Genomic DNA, 15,430 nt, shown 5'->3' with positions numbered 1-15,430 from the left:
TTGGTTTGCGGGGTTATTCCAACTCGCCTACAATCGAGTGCTCGATAGCGTCATCCGCAGACTCCCCACAACAGATACAGAGAAGGAAAGCACCATGGAACATACGCTCCCGCCGCTGCCGTTTGCGAAAAACGCGCTCGCTCCGCACATGTCGGAAGAGACGCTCGAGTTTCACTATGGCAAGCATCACCAGACCTATGTGACCAACCTGAACAATCTGATCAAGGGCACGGAGTTCGAGAACCTGTCGCTGGAAGAGATCGTCAAGAAGTCGTCGGGCGGTATCTTCAACAATTCGGCTCAGGTGTGGAATCACACGTTCTTCTGGAACAGCCTGTCGCCGCAAGGTGGCGGCGCACCGACCGGCGCGCTGGCTGACGCCATCAACGCGAAGTGGGGTTCGTTCGACAAGTTCAAGGAAGAGTTTGCGAAGACCGCGGTCGGCACGTTCGGCTCGGGCTGGGCATGGCTCGTGAAGAAGGCTGATGGTTCGCTCGACCTCGTGTCGACGAGCAACGCCGCCACGCCGCTCACCACCGACGCGAAGGCTCTGCTGACGATCGACGTGTGGGAGCACGCTTACTACATCGACTATCGCAATGCGCGTCCGAAGTTCGTCGAGGCGTACTGGAACATCGTCAACTGGGACTTCGCAGCGAAAAACTTCGCTTGAGATTGCCGGTTGCAGCTCGCCGTCTGATGTCGTGATCCTTGCGGTCGCGATTGAAGATGGGAGCCAGAGACGAAAGCCCTCCATCGCGAGGGCTTTTTCTTTCTGGAGGCGATTGGAAGGGGAGGGATTGGTATTGCTTACCACCGAGGGATGCCCTTCTTACGCGCTTCTGAAAGAAGTTTGTCACAGTTGGTAACTGCGGTTTGGCGGAGCGCGGCGACAAGTGAAATGGCCCTCGTGTTGCCTCACGAAGGAATGTTACCCGACGGATTGTTGTCGTTTCGGTTTCTTTCTTCTTTTCTTTCGGGGGTTTGCCGGGCGCGAAGCGCCCGGCCCCCGCCGGCTTTCAACTTTTCCGCAGCTCACACTTGAGCGGGCGTCTCGGCGGACTTGTGCAGGCAGCCCAGGACCATTTCTTTCACGCGCTCGGCGCGCCATGCCTTGACCCGGCGCTGTAGCGTTCGAAGCTGTGCCTTGCTCGCATAGGCGTCCGGAACCATCGTCGCCAACCGGTCCATCAATTCATTCGCCGACACAGCGGGTTCGGCGATCAGCCACCCTTCGATAACCGGCCACGCGTCGGCGAAAGGATCCACCCGGGTTTTCCACCAGTGCTTTGCCTTGGGTTGCTTTCGGTGCGTTGGACGTGCTTCCCCTTCCTTCCACGCCGAAGAGAGGCTCGCGAGGAAGACGGCAACGTCTGATTCGTCTGCTGGCGCTGCGTCAGCGCGCACGCCGTGGGCCGCGAACTCGCTCAATGTCTGCTGAGCCGTTCGCATCTCCTGCAGCAGGCGCACAGGATCGAGGCTGTTGAACTGCGCCTTCAGCTTTTCCTTGATAGCTGGTTCGACGCTGTCGTGTGCCAGAAGCCGATCGCACGGCGTCGCCGGCGCAAAGTAGACCTTATGCACGCGCGCGCCATCGCGCGTCTTGGACTTCAGCTTGAACGAAGGCTGGAAGAAGTTGATGTATAGCCGCGATGACGCGTACAGCTGCGCCAGCGCGTTCCTCGCATCGGCGCCGCTCAGGCGGCCATAACCGACCAGTCGCCGAACGACGGAGCCGTTCTTCTGCTCCACCCAGGCCTGATCGTTCTTCTTGTGGGCCCGCGAGCGGGTCTGCTCAAGACCATGTTCCTTGCAGTAGTCGAAGACGCTCTGGTTCATGAATGCGGTGTCGTTATCCGAGTCCACTCCAAGCATCGCGAATGGCAGATCGGCGCCACCTTGTCAAACGCCTCTATAACCAGCATCTGGTTGCGTACTCGCATGGCCACGCATTCTGTCCAGCCGCTGGCGATATCGGTCAGCGTCAGCGTGTGGACGAAGTCACCGTCGGTCTTCGGACCGCCACAGTGTTCGACCATGTCGATCTCGAAGAAGCCTGGCGGCGGATCGCGCCAGTCGGCGAAGGTGCGCACCGGGATGCTGCGCCGGATGGCCGAGCCCACACCCTTGCGGCGTTTGCGCTGCCCGTCGATCTGCAAACGTGCATTGGCCAGCATGCGATCGATGGTCGCCGCGCTGACCTCAAGGAGTTTGGCCTTGATGACCGGATCTAGGTCGAGACGGCCGTGCCGCTCCATGGCATCAACCAGCTTCGGAATCAACGCCTTCAGGCGCTTGCCGCAGACCCGGTCGGCCGCTTCCCACAACACCGTCAGCGCTTGGCGTACCGCTTCGTCGTACCCCCGGTTGCGCTCGCGCGTCCCCTTTGCCGCGCCGGGCTGCTCCCGCAGCAGCCGGATGGCGTGCTTGCGGTGATATCCGGTCAGAGCCACGAACTCGTCGAGAATCCTGATCCGGTCACCAAACGCCGCGCTGCTATACCGCAACTGCAATGCTGCGACCAACTCCTTGCGTGTCGTCATGCTGATTTGCCTCGTCACCTCGTGTCGCTCCCGCCGGACAATCCGGCGGGTAGCAAACTACGTGAGGCAACAGGTCAGCGCGAGTTGCATTTCTGATGAGTCAATGCGCCCTGCGGCTAATCGTCGGGGCCAGAATTCGTGGACATCTGTCGGTGCCGATGAGCCCGGTCCCCGCCCGTCCACTTCGCCGAACTGGCGGGGGCGGGCGCGCTGGCGGCGGACGGTTCATGTACTGGAAGTTCTGCGCGGTCGCGGCGCTCGGGAAGGTCGTCGTGCCCGGTTGCTGGAGTACGACGTTCGGCGCGGCCGGCGTCATGGGGCAAACCCGGGCGCGCTGCAGGCGACGCAAGCCCCTGCGGCGGCGAGAATGAGCCGGTTCAAAGAGGCGTCCTTCGTGTGGTCGATTGGTTGGCGGAGATCGTTTGACGCGAGTGTTGGCCGCGCTTGTTGTCAATTGATTGCCAGCTCATCTACAAGCATTACTTGATATAACGTACGAATCGCCGCAGCGACTCGCGGCAAGATCGAGGCCAGCCAGCCGGGCAAAAACTTTCTGTAACTGAGCCGTAACCACGGAATTTCGCGATTAGCCTAACGTTTGAATTCCAATCCTCCGAAGTGCGCCACCATGATTTCCAGCAATAAAACGATCAGCCTGGCGATGCCCGCCGCCGTCATCGCGCTCGCGTTAGGCGGTTGCGCAGTGGCGCCACCGAGCGGCCCGAGCATAGCCGCGATGCCGCGCAGCGGCGAGCCGCTCAGCCAGTTCCAGCAGAACGACTACGCGTGCCGCGACTACGCGAATCAATCGACGAATCCGTCCGGCGCTGCGCAGGCGGCCACCACGAACAGCGTGAACAGCGCGGCGCTCGGCACGCTCGGCGGCGCGGCGATCGGCGCGCTATTCGGCGCCGCGGCAGGCAACGCCGGCGCGGGCGCGGCGATCGGCGCCGGCAGCGGTCTGCTGATCGGGGGCGCGACCGGCGCGAATGGCGCCCAGTATTCGGCGACCGGCATGCAGGCGCGCTACGACACCGCGTACGCCCAGTGCATGACCTCGAAGGGCGAGACGATTGTTCAGCCGCAGCCTTACTATTCGACGCAACCGGTGTACATCGCGCCCCGTCCTTATTACGCGCCGCCTCCGCCCGTCATGTACGCGCCTTATCCGGCTTACTGAGCGGTGATAGCTGAGGCCGGCCGGCTTGCCTGTCTTGCATTGTCGGCCGGTACTGCATTTCAAGTCCGAAGGACGGTTGGGCGGTAGCTTTTAGTGACGATCGTCGAATCCGTGCCGCTACTTATTCCGCGCTGTCGGTCGATGCCGCTTTGCGCGGGCGACGGCTCCGGGACGCCGTTTTACGGGCTGCCTTCCTGGCCGCCTCAGATGCTTCTTCCGAGTTGATTGCTGGAGGAGGGGGCTCGGCCGGCGCTGCGATCTCCGGTACTTCCTCGATCGTGCGTGGCGTGCTTTTCTTCACTTTCTTCGCGGCCGTTTTGCGCGAGGCGCGCTTTTTGGCGCTTTGACGCAGCGCGGGTTGGTCGCTGTCGGTGGAATGGTCGGTTCCTTGGCGGCCGAAAACGACTTGTTCAGCGGCTGCATCCGCTTTCGCTGTTACAGCGCGAGCTTTGGACTCTTCAGTTATCGGTTCAGTGACGAACTCATGTGGGAGCGGCGCGTGTTCACGCGGTTCCTGCCGCTCGACCTCTTCGGCGGGTTCGGCGTGTTCGGTGAGAGCCGGAGCGGTAGCCGCATGCTCTTCATCAGCCGTTTCGTGGTGACCGCGCTTGCCGTGCGCGGCCTCCTGCTGACCCCGCCCCAACTTGCGGATGTTGCGCTCCTTGCGCCGCGACTTGTGCTTGCCGCCCGACTCGGACGCGGCCGCTTGCGCAGCTTGCGCCGCCTGCGCTTCATACGAATGTTCGGCCGATACCGCTTCAGCCGACCCCGTTTCGGCAGACTCCACCGCGGTTTCGCCGATGGTTTCACTTGCCGCTTCACTCGCGACGTTCACGGCCGTGCTTCGATAGACATACGCGCCTGACTTTTCATCGCGGCCGAATTCGAGCAGCCCGCGCGCCTGCGCTTCTTCAAGCAGATTGCCGAAAGCACGAAACCCGTAATACGTCTCGTTGAAATCCGGTTTGCGCCGTTTGATCGCGTTCTTCAGCACGGACGCCCAGATCTTGCCGCTGTCGCCACGTTCGGAAGCGAGCGCGTCGAAGGTCTGCACCGCAATTTCAACGGCCTTGCTGCGGCGCTTCTCCAGATCCTCCTTGGGCGGGGCTTTCTCTTCGTCAGGCGCACGTTTGGCTGCCTGCTGCGCGCTCTGCTGCTGGCGCGATGATTCACGCCTCACGACTGTGCGCTGACTTTCGCGTACGAGATCGTCGTAAAAAAAGAACTCGTCGCAATTCGCAATCAGCAAGTCCGAGGTGGACTGTTGCACACCGACGCCGATCACCTGTTTGGCGTTCTCGCGCAGCTTCGACACGAGCGGCGAGAAATCCGAATCACCACTGATGATGACGAACGTATTGACGTGCGATTTCGTATAACAGAGATCGAGCGCATCGACGACGAGCCGGATGTCGGCGGAATTCTTGCCCGATTGGCGCACGTGCGGAATTTCGATCAACTCGAAATTGGCCTCGTGCATCGCGCCTTTGAAGCTCTTGTAACGATCCCAGTCGCAATACGCTTTCTTGACGACGATGCTGCCCTTCAGCAGCAGGCGCTCGAGCACCAGCTTGATGTCGAACTTGTCGTACTTCGCGTCGCGCACGCCAAGCGCGACATTCTCGAAGTCGCAGAACAGCGCCATGCTGACGTTTTCGTTGGATGACGCCATGTGTATCTCCATTGAAGCGGTCGTCGAAGTCGACGAATCGCGACATGATAGCGATTCCAGCGAAGGTGAGCAGCTTTTGTGGTGCGCTCGCACCGATCGGTAGGTGGAATTTGCAGCAAGCGGTCCGACCGGTGGTCCAGCGGGCGGCTCGATGTCAGTTCCGTTACAGGGTGTCGCGACGGCCTGCGTTGTTCCATGTCGCGCGAGCTTCCAGCACGTCATCGATCAATCCGTATTCCCTCGCTTCGAGCGCCGACATGAAGTTGTCGCGGTCGGTATCGCGCGCGATTTCTTCGATGCTGCGTCCGGTGCGCTCGGCCATCATCGCATTGAGACGCGCTCGTACATACAGCACCTCCTTGGCCTGGATTTCGATGTCCGCCGCGGTGCCCTGACCGCCGCCCGACGGCTGGTGAATCATGATGCGCGCATTGGGTAGCGCATATCGTTTGCCGCATTGACCCGCGGTGAGCAGAAAGGTGCCCATGCTCGCGGCAAAACCCGTGCACAAGGTCGAGACCTCCGGCTTGATGAACTGCATGGTGTCGTAAATCGCGAGGCCGTCATACACGGAGCCGCCGGGCGAGTTGATGTAAAAAGAAATATCCTTGTCGGGGTTCTCCGATTCGAGAAACAGCAATTGCGCGACGATCAGACTGGCTGACTGCTCGTTCACGGGCCCGACAAGAAAGACGATGCGCTCGCGCAGCAGGCGGGAGTAGATGTCATAGGCACGTTCGCCCCGGCCGGATTGTTCGATCACCGTGGGCACAAGGCCGAGGCCGGAGACAGACGGGTAACTGGAAGGCATGGATTCCTCGTTCAGGATGGATGGCGCGGGCATTCCGGGATGCGCAGGCCGCCGCGGATCAGAAGCCGCGTGACATGCGCCGGTTGTTGCTCATTTGACGAAGCAGCCGCTGGCGTTGTGACAGAGAATTTTTTTTGCGCCGCGCTGTCACATCACCGGTTGCCCATGCGTCAAGCTCAGGAATACCGAGCATGACGCGCGCCTGAGCCATGCCACCGGTATGCAGCCGCTTTTTCACCACGCACTATCGGGAGGTCTACGCATGACGGAACAGGGAATCGACAAGGCATCCAGTTTCGAGGCCGCGCGCGCCCGTCTGCTGGCACTCGCATATCGGATGCTCGGCAGTCGCGCGGAGGCCGAAGACGTGGTGCAGGATGTCTGGCTCAAATGGCACCTGGCCGATACGCAGGCGGTGCAAACGCCCGTCGCGTGGCTCACCACGCTCACCACGCGCACGGCGATCGACCGTCTGCGGCATGCACAGCGCGAGCGTGCGGCACAGGCTAGCGGCTGGTTGCCGGAGCCGTGGCTCGACGAGGTCGCACCATCGGCGGAGGAGTTGGCGTTGCGAGCGGCAGATATGTCGTACGGCGTGATGCTGCTTCTCGAACATCTGAAGCCAGACGAACGAGCGGCGCTCGTCCTGCATGAAGCGTTCGAGTGTGGCTATGCGGAAATCGCCTCGATTCTCGAGCGCACACCGGCCGCTTGCCGGCAAATGGTTCATCGCGCCAAGGAGCGTCTGAGACGTGCGGGGGCGCCGTTGGAGCGACCCGATCCGGCGGCGCATGGGCGAATCGTCGAGCGTTTGCGCGCGGCGCTCGAAGCGCAAGATCGGGCGGGCCTGCTACAGCTTTTCAGCGATGCGCCGCAACTGATCAGCGACGTCCCTTTGTACGCTCCGCCCCCTCCGTTCCCCACAGCCAACCCGGCCCTTGGAGCACAAGGGCCAACACCTGAAACCGAAGCGCAATGCGACCGCGAACCGGGTTCAGCTCCGAAGTGGATGGCTGTAGTCACATCGCTCGCACAACGGGCGAGCCATGCCGAGGTGGTGTCGATGGCGGGTGCGGTGTGCATCGCACTGTTCTGCGACGGCGACATCGTCGGGCTAATCGACGTGGTGACGGATGGCAAAACGGACCTTTCGGCGAAAATCGTCTCGCTGCGCATCCTGACCAGCGCCGCGCATCTGCAGGCGGCCAACCAGATGCTGGGCCGTGATGCGGTCACGGAACTGCTTGCCCGCATCAAGGACCATCCGGGGGCGTCAGTTACGGTGAGCCGCGACTTCCCAGTTGATGTCGACGCATAGTACCTGCGTACCATGCGATGTGTGCGCGGCAATCGAGGCGGTCACGCACAGATGCGCTTCGTTGATCGACAGATACGGCGGCGTCAGATGAACCCGCCCCGGTTGACGCATCGCCTGAATGAAGTACGGGCGGCGCTCCCAACTCGCGCCTTCGGAATGCAGCAGCGGGCTGAAGCGCTTTGCGCGTTGCGATGTGCGGCCCGGCGGCAGCACGTTGTCGCCGATCTGCCGCCCCGAACCGTCCAAAACAAAGCAGCGCGCCGTTTCTCCGAGCGCGAGCAGAGGTGCGGTCGCCTGCGTGATCGATTCCCCGGCAACCAACTGCACGGCGGCTGCCTCGAGCGCCGTGACATACGGCGCGAGCCGCGCGGATTGCGCTTTCTCTCGAGCGGCAACGCGTTCGCGCAGCGAAGCGGAGAGCGAATCCATCAGGCCAGCGGCAACTTGCGGCTTGACGGGTTCGACGCTCGGACCCGCGAAAAATGCGCCCTGGACGAAGTCGACATTGCATTCGAGCGCGATCAGCGCATCACGTTCGGTGCTCAGACCGCCCATCAGCACCAGTTGCCCAGACTCGTGCAACAGAGAGACGAGGCCCGGCAACACGCGCTCGATATGCGAGTGTTCACTCGCTTGCGCGAGGATGCAGCGGTCGAGCGTGACGATGTCCGGCCGCAGATTCCACACCCGGTCGATGTTCGAATGCTTGGCGCCAAAGCCGTCGAGCGCGATCAGGAAACCGGACTTGCGCAGCGAATCGACGATTTCGGCGAAGCGCGTGGTTTCGCCGCCAGCCTGTTCGGATACTTCGAGCACCACGCGCTGCGGCGGCAGGCCCAGCGCCTTCAGGCTGGCAAGCAGCGCGTCGCCGTAGCTGGTGTCCATCAGTGCGGCCGGATGCAGGCTGAGGAAGAGCCATTCGTCGTGGCTGTCGAATGCGTTGAAGTTGCCGAGGTGCAGCGATTCGGCCAGCCGTCCGAGTTCCAGCAGATCGCCGCGTCGCGCGGCCTGCGTAAAGACTTCGTGCGAGGGCACTTGCCGCTCATGCTCGTCGTGCACGCGCAGCGACGCGTGATACCCGATCGCGCGCCGGTGCGATACCGAAAAGACCGGCTGAAACACGCTGAAAACGGTGTAGCCGCCATAGACAACGGTACGCCGGGAGCCTTCGTCGCCGGCCATCGGGCGTGGTGGCTGGAAGCCGGGAGGATCGAGTTCGATCATGCTCATCGTGTCAGTCGTGTGGAAATGGCGGCGCTTGCAGGGCCAGGCAGGAGTTCGCGCGCGCAGACCAAGAGCTTACAGGACGAGCAAGAACTATGCGCGTGTTCGAACAAAGCTCGAGCGTCCACCAGCAATGCTCCGAGGAAATCATTGCGCGCCCGCCGCTGTACGAAGGCGATAACGCGCACTTCGCTGGTGCGGGACGCGCCCTGTTGCGGGTCGGCGACGCTGTGCAAGCGTGCTGCGTGCGGCGCGCGCGGAGCGATGCCCGGAAATCCGTTCGCGACTGCACGAGGATGCGTCGTCCTGGCTCGTGCGGCTTTCAAGTTCGCTCCGAAGGATCGGTCTTTTTCGCGGGCGTGCGAATCTCCGGCGACAACTGCGCAAAGATCCATGACGAGCATGCGGTGATGATGCCGACACACAGGAACGTCGCATGAAACGCGGGCAGCGAACTGGCGCCGGTCACGCGTTGCATGATGCCGGTAAAGGTTGTCAGCAACGCACCGGCCACCGTCACGCCGAGACTCATCGAGAGCATCTGCACGAGCGAAAACAGGCTATTGCCGCTGCTGGCGCCGCCGGTGCCGAGGTCCTTCAACGTCAACGTGTTCATCGCGGTGAACTGCATCGAGTTCACGCCGCCGAACATCGCCAGTTGCACGAGCCGCAGCCACAGCGGCTGATGCGTGCTCGTGAGCGCGAAACTCGCCATCATCAGACCGACCAGAATCGTGTTCGCCATCAGCACGCGCCGGTAGCTGTACTTCAGAATCAGCTTCGTCACGAGGCGCTTCGTCGCCATGCCCGCGGCCGCCACGGGCAGCATCATCAGCCCGGCTTCGAATGCGCTATAGCCGAGGCTCACCTGCAACAGCAGAGGAATCAGGTAGGGCATCGAGCCGCTGCCGATCCGCGCGAACAGATTACCGAGCAGCCCAACGCTAAACGTGTGGATCTTGAACAGATCGAGCGGGAAGATCGGCGCGGGCTCGCGCACCGCGTGCAGCCCATACGCAACGAAGCACGCCATGCTCAGAATCAGCAGCACCAGCACCGTCGCATGTTGAATGCCGAACTCGGTGCGGCCATCGAGCGCGAACGAAATCGCCACCATGCCCACCACCAGCAACAGGTAGCCGCCAAGGTCGAATTTGCCCGTGTGTTCGTTGCGGCTATCTGGCATGAAGATAAACGTAGCGATGCAGCCCACGATGCCCACCGGCACGTTGATCAGAAAGATCCAGTGCCACGACGCGATCTTGACGAGCCAGCCGCCGAGCGTCGGTCCGATCAACGGTCCGATCAGCCCCGGAATCGCCACGAACGACAACGCCGGCAGATAGCGCTCAGCCGGAAAGGTTCGCAGCACCGCGAGCCGCCCAACCGGCAGAAGCATCGCGCCGCCCACGCCTTGCAGAACGCGAAAGAGCACCAGTTGGTTCAGCGTATGCGCGTTCGCGCACAGCAACGAGCCCACCGCGAACACGAGGATCGCACTGAAGAACACGCGCCGCGTGCCGAGTCTGTCGGCGAGCCAGCCGGACACGGGGATCATCACCGCCATCGTCAGCGAGTAGGCGATCACCACCGATTGCATGCGCAGCGGCAGCTCGCCGAGGCTTGTCGCCATCGCGGGCAGCGCGGTGTTGACGATCGTCGAATCGAGCGTCTGCATGAAGAAGCCGGTGGCGACCAGCCACAGCATCACGGTCAGCGAGCGGGGCGAAGGACCCGAGGGGATATCGGGAGCGAGGGCGGGCGGAGGCGGCGTCGTGGACATATGAGGCGGCTGGGCGCGCTCGGTCGGGCTGGGACTCGCTATTCTAGGGAAAAGCGGGTCCCGGCGCAGCGGGCGGCGCAGCGTTGCGCGGGTGTCGGCACTGCGTCACGGCCGCGCTCCGCGCCATGTTCACGCATCAGGCGGCAACTGCGCCGCCGCATGAAAAAACGCCTGCGCCCGTGGCTCGTTGCCAAACGCCACATGAATCCTGATCCACGGGCTCACCTCCCGGTTCGGCCTGAAGTGTTGTCCAGGCAGCACCGTCACTCCGAGGGGCACGCCGCATTCAACGAGCCGCTCGGCGTCCGCGACATGCGGCACGCGTGCCCACACGAACTTGCCGCCCGCTGGTTCTTCGAAGATCTCCCAGCCGGCATCTTCGAGTGTCTGGACGGTCGAGCCGAGCGCGCCGCGCATCTGGCGGCGCAGTCGCTCCAGATATTTGCGATATGCGCCGCGCTCCAGCATCGACACCGCCACCGCTTCGGCAAAGCGCGAACAGCCGATGCTCGTCAGCATCTTGATGTCGACCAGGTCCTTGATGATCGCGTGACTCGCAACCACGCAACCGACCCGTAGCGAAGACGACAGCGTTTTCGACAATCCGCCGATGTAGATCACCTGTTCGAGTTGGTCGAGGGTGGCCAGGCGGTCGGTGAGCTCGGTCTGAAAATCCGCGTAGATATCGTCCTCGATGATCTGGAAGCCATGCTCTCGCGCCATTTGCAGCAAACGGAATGCGACCTGCGGTGCGACCGTGGTGCCGGTCGGATTGTGGAACACGGTGTTGATCAGCAGCAATCTGGGCCGGTGCAGCTTCAGTTGCGCCTGCATCGTGTCGAGGTCGGGACCATTGCCGGTGCGTGGAATGCCGATCAGCTTCATGCCGTGCAGGCGCAACAGGCCGTACAGGTTGTAGTAACCGGGGTCCTCGACAAAGATCGTGTCGCCTGGCTTGAGCAAGTAGCGCACCAGCAGATCGAACGCCTGGCTCGCGCCATTGGTGATCAGAATCTGCGATGCGTCTGCCTGGATGCCCAACTGGCCAATGCGGCCGCGCAACTGTTCGCGCAAGACCGGGTTGCCGAGCGGCGTCGCGTACTCGACCATGCTAGCCGGATCGGTTCGCGACACGTGGCGGATCGCCTGCGCAATGCCATCGATGTCGCGCCAGCTTTCGGGGATGAAACCGGTGCTGAGCTTCAGCGTCTCGCCCGGAAAGTTGAATTGCTCGAGCAGATGGTCCGACTCGACATCGGCGCGGCGCGGGTCCGAAGTGCCCTGGCAGGGCATGTCTGTCGGTTGGCGATCGGCGACGTAAAAGCCGGAGCCGTGGCGCGAGTCGACATAGCCGAGCGACACCAACCGGTCGTATGCCTCGATCACCGGAAAGCGGCTTACGCCGAAGTCGGCGGCGAACTGGCGGATCGACGGCAGCTTTGAGCCAGGATGCGCATTGCGCGAGCGGATCCACGCCGAGACGCCCGCGACGATCTGCTCGGTCAGCGGCAAGCCGTTGTCCCGATCGAGCTGGATTTCGAGTTTCATACGCTTGCCTTCTGTCGCCGGCCTGCGAACGCGAAAGTTTTAAACCTGCGCCGCGCGAGCCATGCCAACTGTTCGGTTTTTTGACTGAACAGTTCCGATGAAAGTGTTCGGAACTGTGCATGGGTCTCCGATCATCGCACGTCAATAATCGGTACAACAGAAAGTTCATCGAGGAGAACGGCGATGCGAGAAGTGCGAGTTTTCGAGCTGGAACATGGCGAGCCCGTCACGGCCTGGCGGGTTGCGCGTCCGACGATTTTCAAGGTGATCAGCGGCAACGTCTGGCTGACCGTCGAGGGCGAGCATGAGGATCACTGGCTGGCGGCGGGGCAGTCGATCGAGTTGGCGCGTGGATCGGTGGCATGGATCAGCGCCGGGCGGGCCGGGGCGCGTTTTGCACTGGCGAGCGGCTCGGAACGCAAGCTGCCGACGCTGCTATTCGGCTGGCCGATGCCGGCTTGGCTGGCGCGTCGGCCAGGCGTGGTCTGATGCAGGGCGAACGGCGAGCCGCCTCTTCCTGGCCCCTAAGCAGCACCTCCCGCCTCATACTCCCCGATATACCGCGCCCGCGGCCGGATCAACCGGCCATCGCGCGCCTGCTCCATCGCGTGCGCGATCCAGCCGACCACCCGCCCGAGCGCGAACAGCGTGAACGCGGCCCCGCCCGGCAAGGCGAGTACGCGCTCGATCGCGGCAAGCGCGAAATCCACCGTCGGCTCCGCGCCGGTCGTGTCGCGCACCGCTCGCGCGACCTGCAGCACCTCGTTGAGCGGCGAGCGGGCTGGCGCGCAGTCGGCGAGCATCGTCAGCAATAACCGCGCGCGCGGATCACCGTCCGGATAGAGCGGATGACCGAAGCCCGACAGCACCGGACCTTGCGCGCCGTGCTCGTAGCGCGCGAGACGGTTCGCCAGATAGCGGTCCAGCTCGGGCGAGCGCGACGCCTCATCGAGCAGCGCGGCGATGCGCACGGTTTCGCCGCCGTGACGCGGCCCGGAAAGCGCCGCGAGCCCGCCCGCGACCGCACCGAACAGGTGCGTGCCCGTCGACGTGATACAACGGACCGTGAACGTCGACGCGTTCAGCTCGTGATCCGCGCAGGCGACCAAGGCCGCGCGCAGCAGTCCGCTTTGCTGACGGCTGCGCACCCGCCAGGCCGTCGCGATCTGCCGATGCAGCGGTTCGTTCGACGGCGCCGCCGGCAGCATCGCGGCGGCCAGCAGCCGCATCACGGCGCACGCGGTGTCGAGCTGCGCATCGCGACCGAGCGCCCACACGCGCGGCATCTGCGCGGCGGCGGCCGGCAGCAGCACCAGCGCGCGATCGAGCGGCGTGCTGTCACTCCACAGCTTGAGCCACGCGGCCCATTGCGCGGGGGCGAGCGGCACGACGGGCGCATCGGCGATGCGCCGCGCGCTGCATTCCCACAACAGCGCCGCGACGTCTTCGAGTGACGCACTGCGCGCGAGCTCGATCGCATCGTGCCCGCGATACAGCAGCCGACCGTCCGCGACCAGCGTGATCGACGATTCGAGCACCGGTACGCCCCAGTCGAGCACCTTCTGCGCGACCTTGCCGGCGCGTTTGCCGTCCGCCTTGCGACGCGCGAGGCGGCGCACCTCGGCGGCATCGTAGAGCCGATGCCTGCCTTGCGCATCCGGCGACGAGCCGAGCATGCCTCGGCTCACATACGCGTACAGCGTTGGCAAGCTTACGCCGAGCGTTGCGGCCGCTTCGGCGGCGGTCAGGTAAATCGAGGCTGGCATAAAAGTGCGTATAAACCGAAGAAATCAATATATGTTGATTATCATAATCAAGATTGATTGCGGCATGGCGCAAATTTAGACTCGGTGTACCTGCTTCCTGTCCGCGCGGCCAGCGCGCCCGATCCCATGACGCCCGAACTCGCCCTCAAGCACATCTGGACCCTCGCCGGCTGCGATCCGGTCGCGCTGCACGCCGTGTCGCTCGCCGGCGCGGATCCCGGCTTGCCGTCGGTCTACCGTGTCGGCAGCCTTGCGGCGTCGACCATCGCCGCGACGGGCCTCGCCGCCGCCGAATACTGGCGCTTGCGCAGCGGTCGCCTGCAACAGGTGTCGGTGCAGATGCGTCGCGCGCTGGCGGCGTTTCGCAGCGAACGCTATTTGCGGATCGACGATGGGCCGCCGCCCGCGCTGCGCGATCCGGTCACCGGCTTCTATGAAACGGGCGACGGCCGCTGGATCCAGCTGCATACGAATTTCGCGCATCACTTGAAGGGCGTGCTCGAGGTGCTCGGCTGTGACAATGGGCGGCCCTCCGTGGCGGCCGCGATTCGCGGCTGGGAGGGCGCGACGCTCGATCAAACGCTCGCCGACGCGGGCCTGTGCGCCGCCTTGATTCGCACGCCCGACGAATGGGCCGCGCTCGAGCAGGCCAAAGCGATCGCGCGCTTGCCGCTGTTCGAGATCGAGCGCATCGGTGACGCCCCGGCCGAGCCACCGCGCCACGCCGCCGCTGACGCCGAGCTTGGCATCGACCGTCCGCTCGCGGGTGTGCGGGTGCTGGATCTGTCGCGGATCATCGCGGGACCGGTGGCCGGCCGCGCGCTCGCGCATCATGGCGCGGACGTGTTGACGATCAACGGGCCGCATCTGCCGAACATCGCGCCGCTCGTGATCGACAACGGCCGCGGCAAGCGTTCGGCAATCGTCGATCTGCGCGAGGCGGCGGGCTGCGACACGTTGCGCGGACTCGCGCGCGATGCCGACGTGTTCCTGCAGGCCTATCGTCCGGGCGCGCTCAAGGCGCGCGGCTTCGGGCCGGACGAGCTGGCACGGCTGCGGCCCGGCATCGTCTATGTCTCGGTGTGCGCGTACGGGCACACAGGGCCGTCGGCGCAGCGACGCGGCTTCGATAGTCTGGTGCAGTCGGCGAGCGGCATCGCGTGGACCGAGCGCGCGGCGGCGGGTTCAGCCGAGCCGCGGCATCTGCCGTGTCAGGCGCTCGATCACGCGACCGGCTATCTGGCCGCGTTCGGCGCGATGGTCGCGCTCGCGCGGCGCGCTCGCGAGGGCGGCAGCTGGCATGTGAAGGTGTCTCTTGCGCAGACGGGGCGTTGGCTGCGGTCGTTCGGGCTGCTGGCCGACGGACAGCAGGCGCCCGAGGTGTCGCTCGACGATGTGCGCGATTGCGTCGGGAGCGTGCAATCGGAGTTCGGGTGTGTGCTTGGCGTGCTGCCGGCGGAGGAACTGGAGCAGACGCCGGCGTTTTATGCGCTGCCGCCGGCGCGCATCGGCGCGCACGAAGCCCGATGGACGTGACGGTTGGAGCGGGCGGCGCGTTCAGGTTGGGAACGCGGCGTACCTAACC

At 63.9% G+C, this 15,430-nt stretch carries 12 protein-coding genes and 1 pseudogene; 5 read left to right on the top strand and 8 right to left on the bottom strand.

Annotation, left to right across the window (positions count from 1 at the left end):
• The first annotated feature begins 94 nt into the window (after nucleotides 1-94).
• Nucleotides 95-673, top strand: coding sequence for a superoxide dismutase [Fe] (sodB, locus tag OKW28_RS31875; protein WP_013090345.1), 579 nt, complete (start codon nucleotides 95-97; stop codon nucleotides 671-673).
• A gap of 362 nt (nucleotides 674-1,035) precedes the next feature.
• On the opposite strand, the pseudogene OKW28_RS31870 reads toward sodB, so the two are convergent.
• Nucleotides 1,036-2,543, bottom strand: a pseudogene (locus OKW28_RS31870) (integrase catalytic domain-containing protein).
• Between the two features lie 628 nt (nucleotides 2,544-3,171).
• Here OKW28_RS31870 and OKW28_RS31865 point away from each other — a divergent pair.
• On the top strand, nucleotides 3,172-3,723 hold the full coding sequence (locus OKW28_RS31865; RefSeq protein WP_429451443.1) for a glycine zipper family protein: 552 nt from the start codon (nucleotides 3,172-3,174) through the stop codon (nucleotides 3,721-3,723).
• Between the two features lie 121 nt (nucleotides 3,724-3,844).
• Here the strand turns inward: OKW28_RS31865 and OKW28_RS31860 are convergent, their stop codons facing one another.
• The 3 genes from OKW28_RS31860 to OKW28_RS31850 all read right to left on the bottom strand — a co-directional run bounded on the left by OKW28_RS31860 (nucleotide 3,845) and on the right by OKW28_RS31850 (nucleotide 6,444).
• Nucleotides 3,845-5,395, bottom strand: a complete 1,551-nt coding sequence (locus OKW28_RS31860; protein ID WP_429451441.1) for an NYN domain-containing protein — start codon at nucleotides 5,393-5,395, stop codon at nucleotides 3,845-3,847.
• A 163-nt stretch (nucleotides 5,396-5,558) separates the two neighbouring features.
• Nucleotides 5,559-6,206, bottom strand: a complete 648-nt coding sequence (clpP, locus tag OKW28_RS31855) for an ATP-dependent Clp endopeptidase proteolytic subunit ClpP (protein WP_184058215.1) — start codon at nucleotides 6,204-6,206, stop codon at nucleotides 5,559-5,561.
• Between the two features lie 58 nt (nucleotides 6,207-6,264).
• Nucleotides 6,265-6,444 carry a hypothetical protein gene (locus OKW28_RS31850; RefSeq protein WP_429451439.1) on the bottom strand — a complete coding sequence of 60 codons (180 nt, stop codon included), beginning with the start codon at nucleotides 6,442-6,444 and terminating at the stop codon, nucleotides 6,265-6,267.
• A gap of 24 nt (nucleotides 6,445-6,468) precedes the next feature.
• Here OKW28_RS31850 and OKW28_RS31845 point away from each other — a divergent pair, with 24 nt between their 5' ends.
• Nucleotides 6,469-7,524 (top strand): sigma-70 family RNA polymerase sigma factor, encoded by a 1,056-nt coding sequence (locus OKW28_RS31845; protein WP_429451437.1) that lies wholly within the window; start codon nucleotides 6,469-6,471, stop codon nucleotides 7,522-7,524.
• Here OKW28_RS31845 and OKW28_RS31840 read toward each other — a convergent pair.
• The 3 genes from OKW28_RS31840 to OKW28_RS31830 form a co-directional block, all read right to left on the bottom strand.
• On the bottom strand, nucleotides 7,480-8,754 hold the full coding sequence (locus OKW28_RS31840) for an EAL domain-containing protein (protein WP_429451435.1): 1,275 nt from the start codon (nucleotides 8,752-8,754) through the stop codon (nucleotides 7,480-7,482). The two genes, OKW28_RS31845 and OKW28_RS31840, sit on opposite strands and share 45 nt — an antisense overlap.
• A 316-nt stretch (nucleotides 8,755-9,070) precedes the next feature.
• The gene (gene mdtD / locus OKW28_RS31835) at nucleotides 9,071-10,531 is read right to left on the bottom strand and encodes a multidrug transporter subunit MdtD (protein ID WP_429451433.1); all 1,461 of its coding nucleotides are present in this window, start codon (nucleotides 10,529-10,531) and stop codon (nucleotides 9,071-9,073) included.
• A 129-nt stretch (nucleotides 10,532-10,660) separates the two neighbouring features.
• Nucleotides 10,661-12,079: a PLP-dependent aminotransferase family protein gene (locus OKW28_RS31830; RefSeq protein ID WP_429451431.1), complete on the bottom strand. Its 1,419-nt coding sequence runs from the start codon at nucleotides 12,077-12,079 to the stop codon at nucleotides 10,661-10,663.
• 183 nt (nucleotides 12,080-12,262) lie between these two features.
• Here OKW28_RS31830 and OKW28_RS31825 point away from each other — a divergent pair, with 183 nt between their 5' ends.
• Nucleotides 12,263-12,568 carry a DUF2917 domain-containing protein gene (locus OKW28_RS31825; RefSeq protein ID WP_429451429.1) on the top strand — a complete coding sequence of 102 codons (306 nt, stop codon included), beginning with the start codon at nucleotides 12,263-12,265 and terminating at the stop codon, nucleotides 12,566-12,568.
• Nucleotides 12,569-12,603: 35 nt separating this feature from the next.
• Here OKW28_RS31825 and OKW28_RS31820 read toward each other — a convergent pair whose 3' ends face one another.
• On the bottom strand, nucleotides 12,604-13,845 hold the full coding sequence (locus OKW28_RS31820) for a citrate/2-methylcitrate synthase (protein WP_429451427.1): 1,242 nt from the start codon (nucleotides 13,843-13,845) through the stop codon (nucleotides 12,604-12,606).
• A gap of 126 nt (nucleotides 13,846-13,971) precedes the next feature.
• Here OKW28_RS31820 and OKW28_RS31815 point away from each other — a divergent pair, with 126 nt between their 5' ends.
• A complete protein-coding gene (locus OKW28_RS31815; RefSeq protein WP_429451425.1) occupies nucleotides 13,972-15,381 on the top strand; it encodes a CoA transferase in 1,410 nt (469 codons plus the stop codon).
• Nucleotides 15,382-15,430: the final 49 nt, after the last annotated feature.

Origin of the sequence: Paraburkholderia sp. 40 (assembly GCF_050434105.1) — a bacterium.
In the GTDB taxonomy this organism is placed as follows: domain Bacteria; phylum Pseudomonadota; class Gammaproteobacteria; order Burkholderiales; family Burkholderiaceae; genus Paraburkholderia; species Paraburkholderia tuberum.
Note: the sequence above shows the minus strand (reverse complement) of the source record. Positions and strands in the feature narration are given on the sequence as shown.

Bases quoted from the DNA above. Each gene is read 5' to 3' on its own strand.
- sodB (WP_013090345.1), top strand. From the start codon at position 95: ATGGAACATACGCTCCCGCCGCTGCCGTTTGCGAAAAACGCGCTCGCT.
- OKW28_RS31865 (WP_429451443.1), top strand. From the start codon at position 3,172: ATGATTTCCAGCAATAAAACGATCAGCCTGGCGATGCCCGCCGCCGTC.
- OKW28_RS31860 (WP_429451441.1), bottom strand. From the start codon at position 5,395: ATGGCGTCATCCAACGAAAACGTCAGCATGGCGCTGTTCTGCGACTTC.
- clpP (WP_184058215.1), bottom strand. From the start codon at position 6,206: ATGCCTTCCAGTTACCCGTCTGTCTCCGGCCTCGGCCTTGTGCCCACG.
- OKW28_RS31845 (WP_429451437.1), top strand. From the start codon at position 6,469: ATGACGGAACAGGGAATCGACAAGGCATCCAGTTTCGAGGCCGCGCGC.
- OKW28_RS31840 (WP_429451435.1), bottom strand. From the start codon at position 8,754: ATGAGCATGATCGAACTCGATCCTCCCGGCTTCCAGCCACCACGCCCG.
- mdtD (WP_429451433.1), bottom strand. From the start codon at position 10,531: ATGTCCACGACGCCGCCTCCGCCCGCCCTCGCTCCCGATATCCCCTCG.
- OKW28_RS31830 (WP_429451431.1), bottom strand. From the start codon at position 12,079: ATGAAACTCGAAATCCAGCTCGATCGGGACAACGGCTTGCCGCTGACC.
- OKW28_RS31825 (WP_429451429.1), top strand. From the start codon at position 12,263: ATGCGAGAAGTGCGAGTTTTCGAGCTGGAACATGGCGAGCCCGTCACG.
- OKW28_RS31820 (WP_429451427.1), bottom strand. From the start codon at position 13,845: ATGCCAGCCTCGATTTACCTGACCGCCGCCGAAGCGGCCGCAACGCTC.
- OKW28_RS31815 (WP_429451425.1), top strand. From the start codon at position 13,972: ATGACGCCCGAACTCGCCCTCAAGCACATCTGGACCCTCGCCGGCTGC.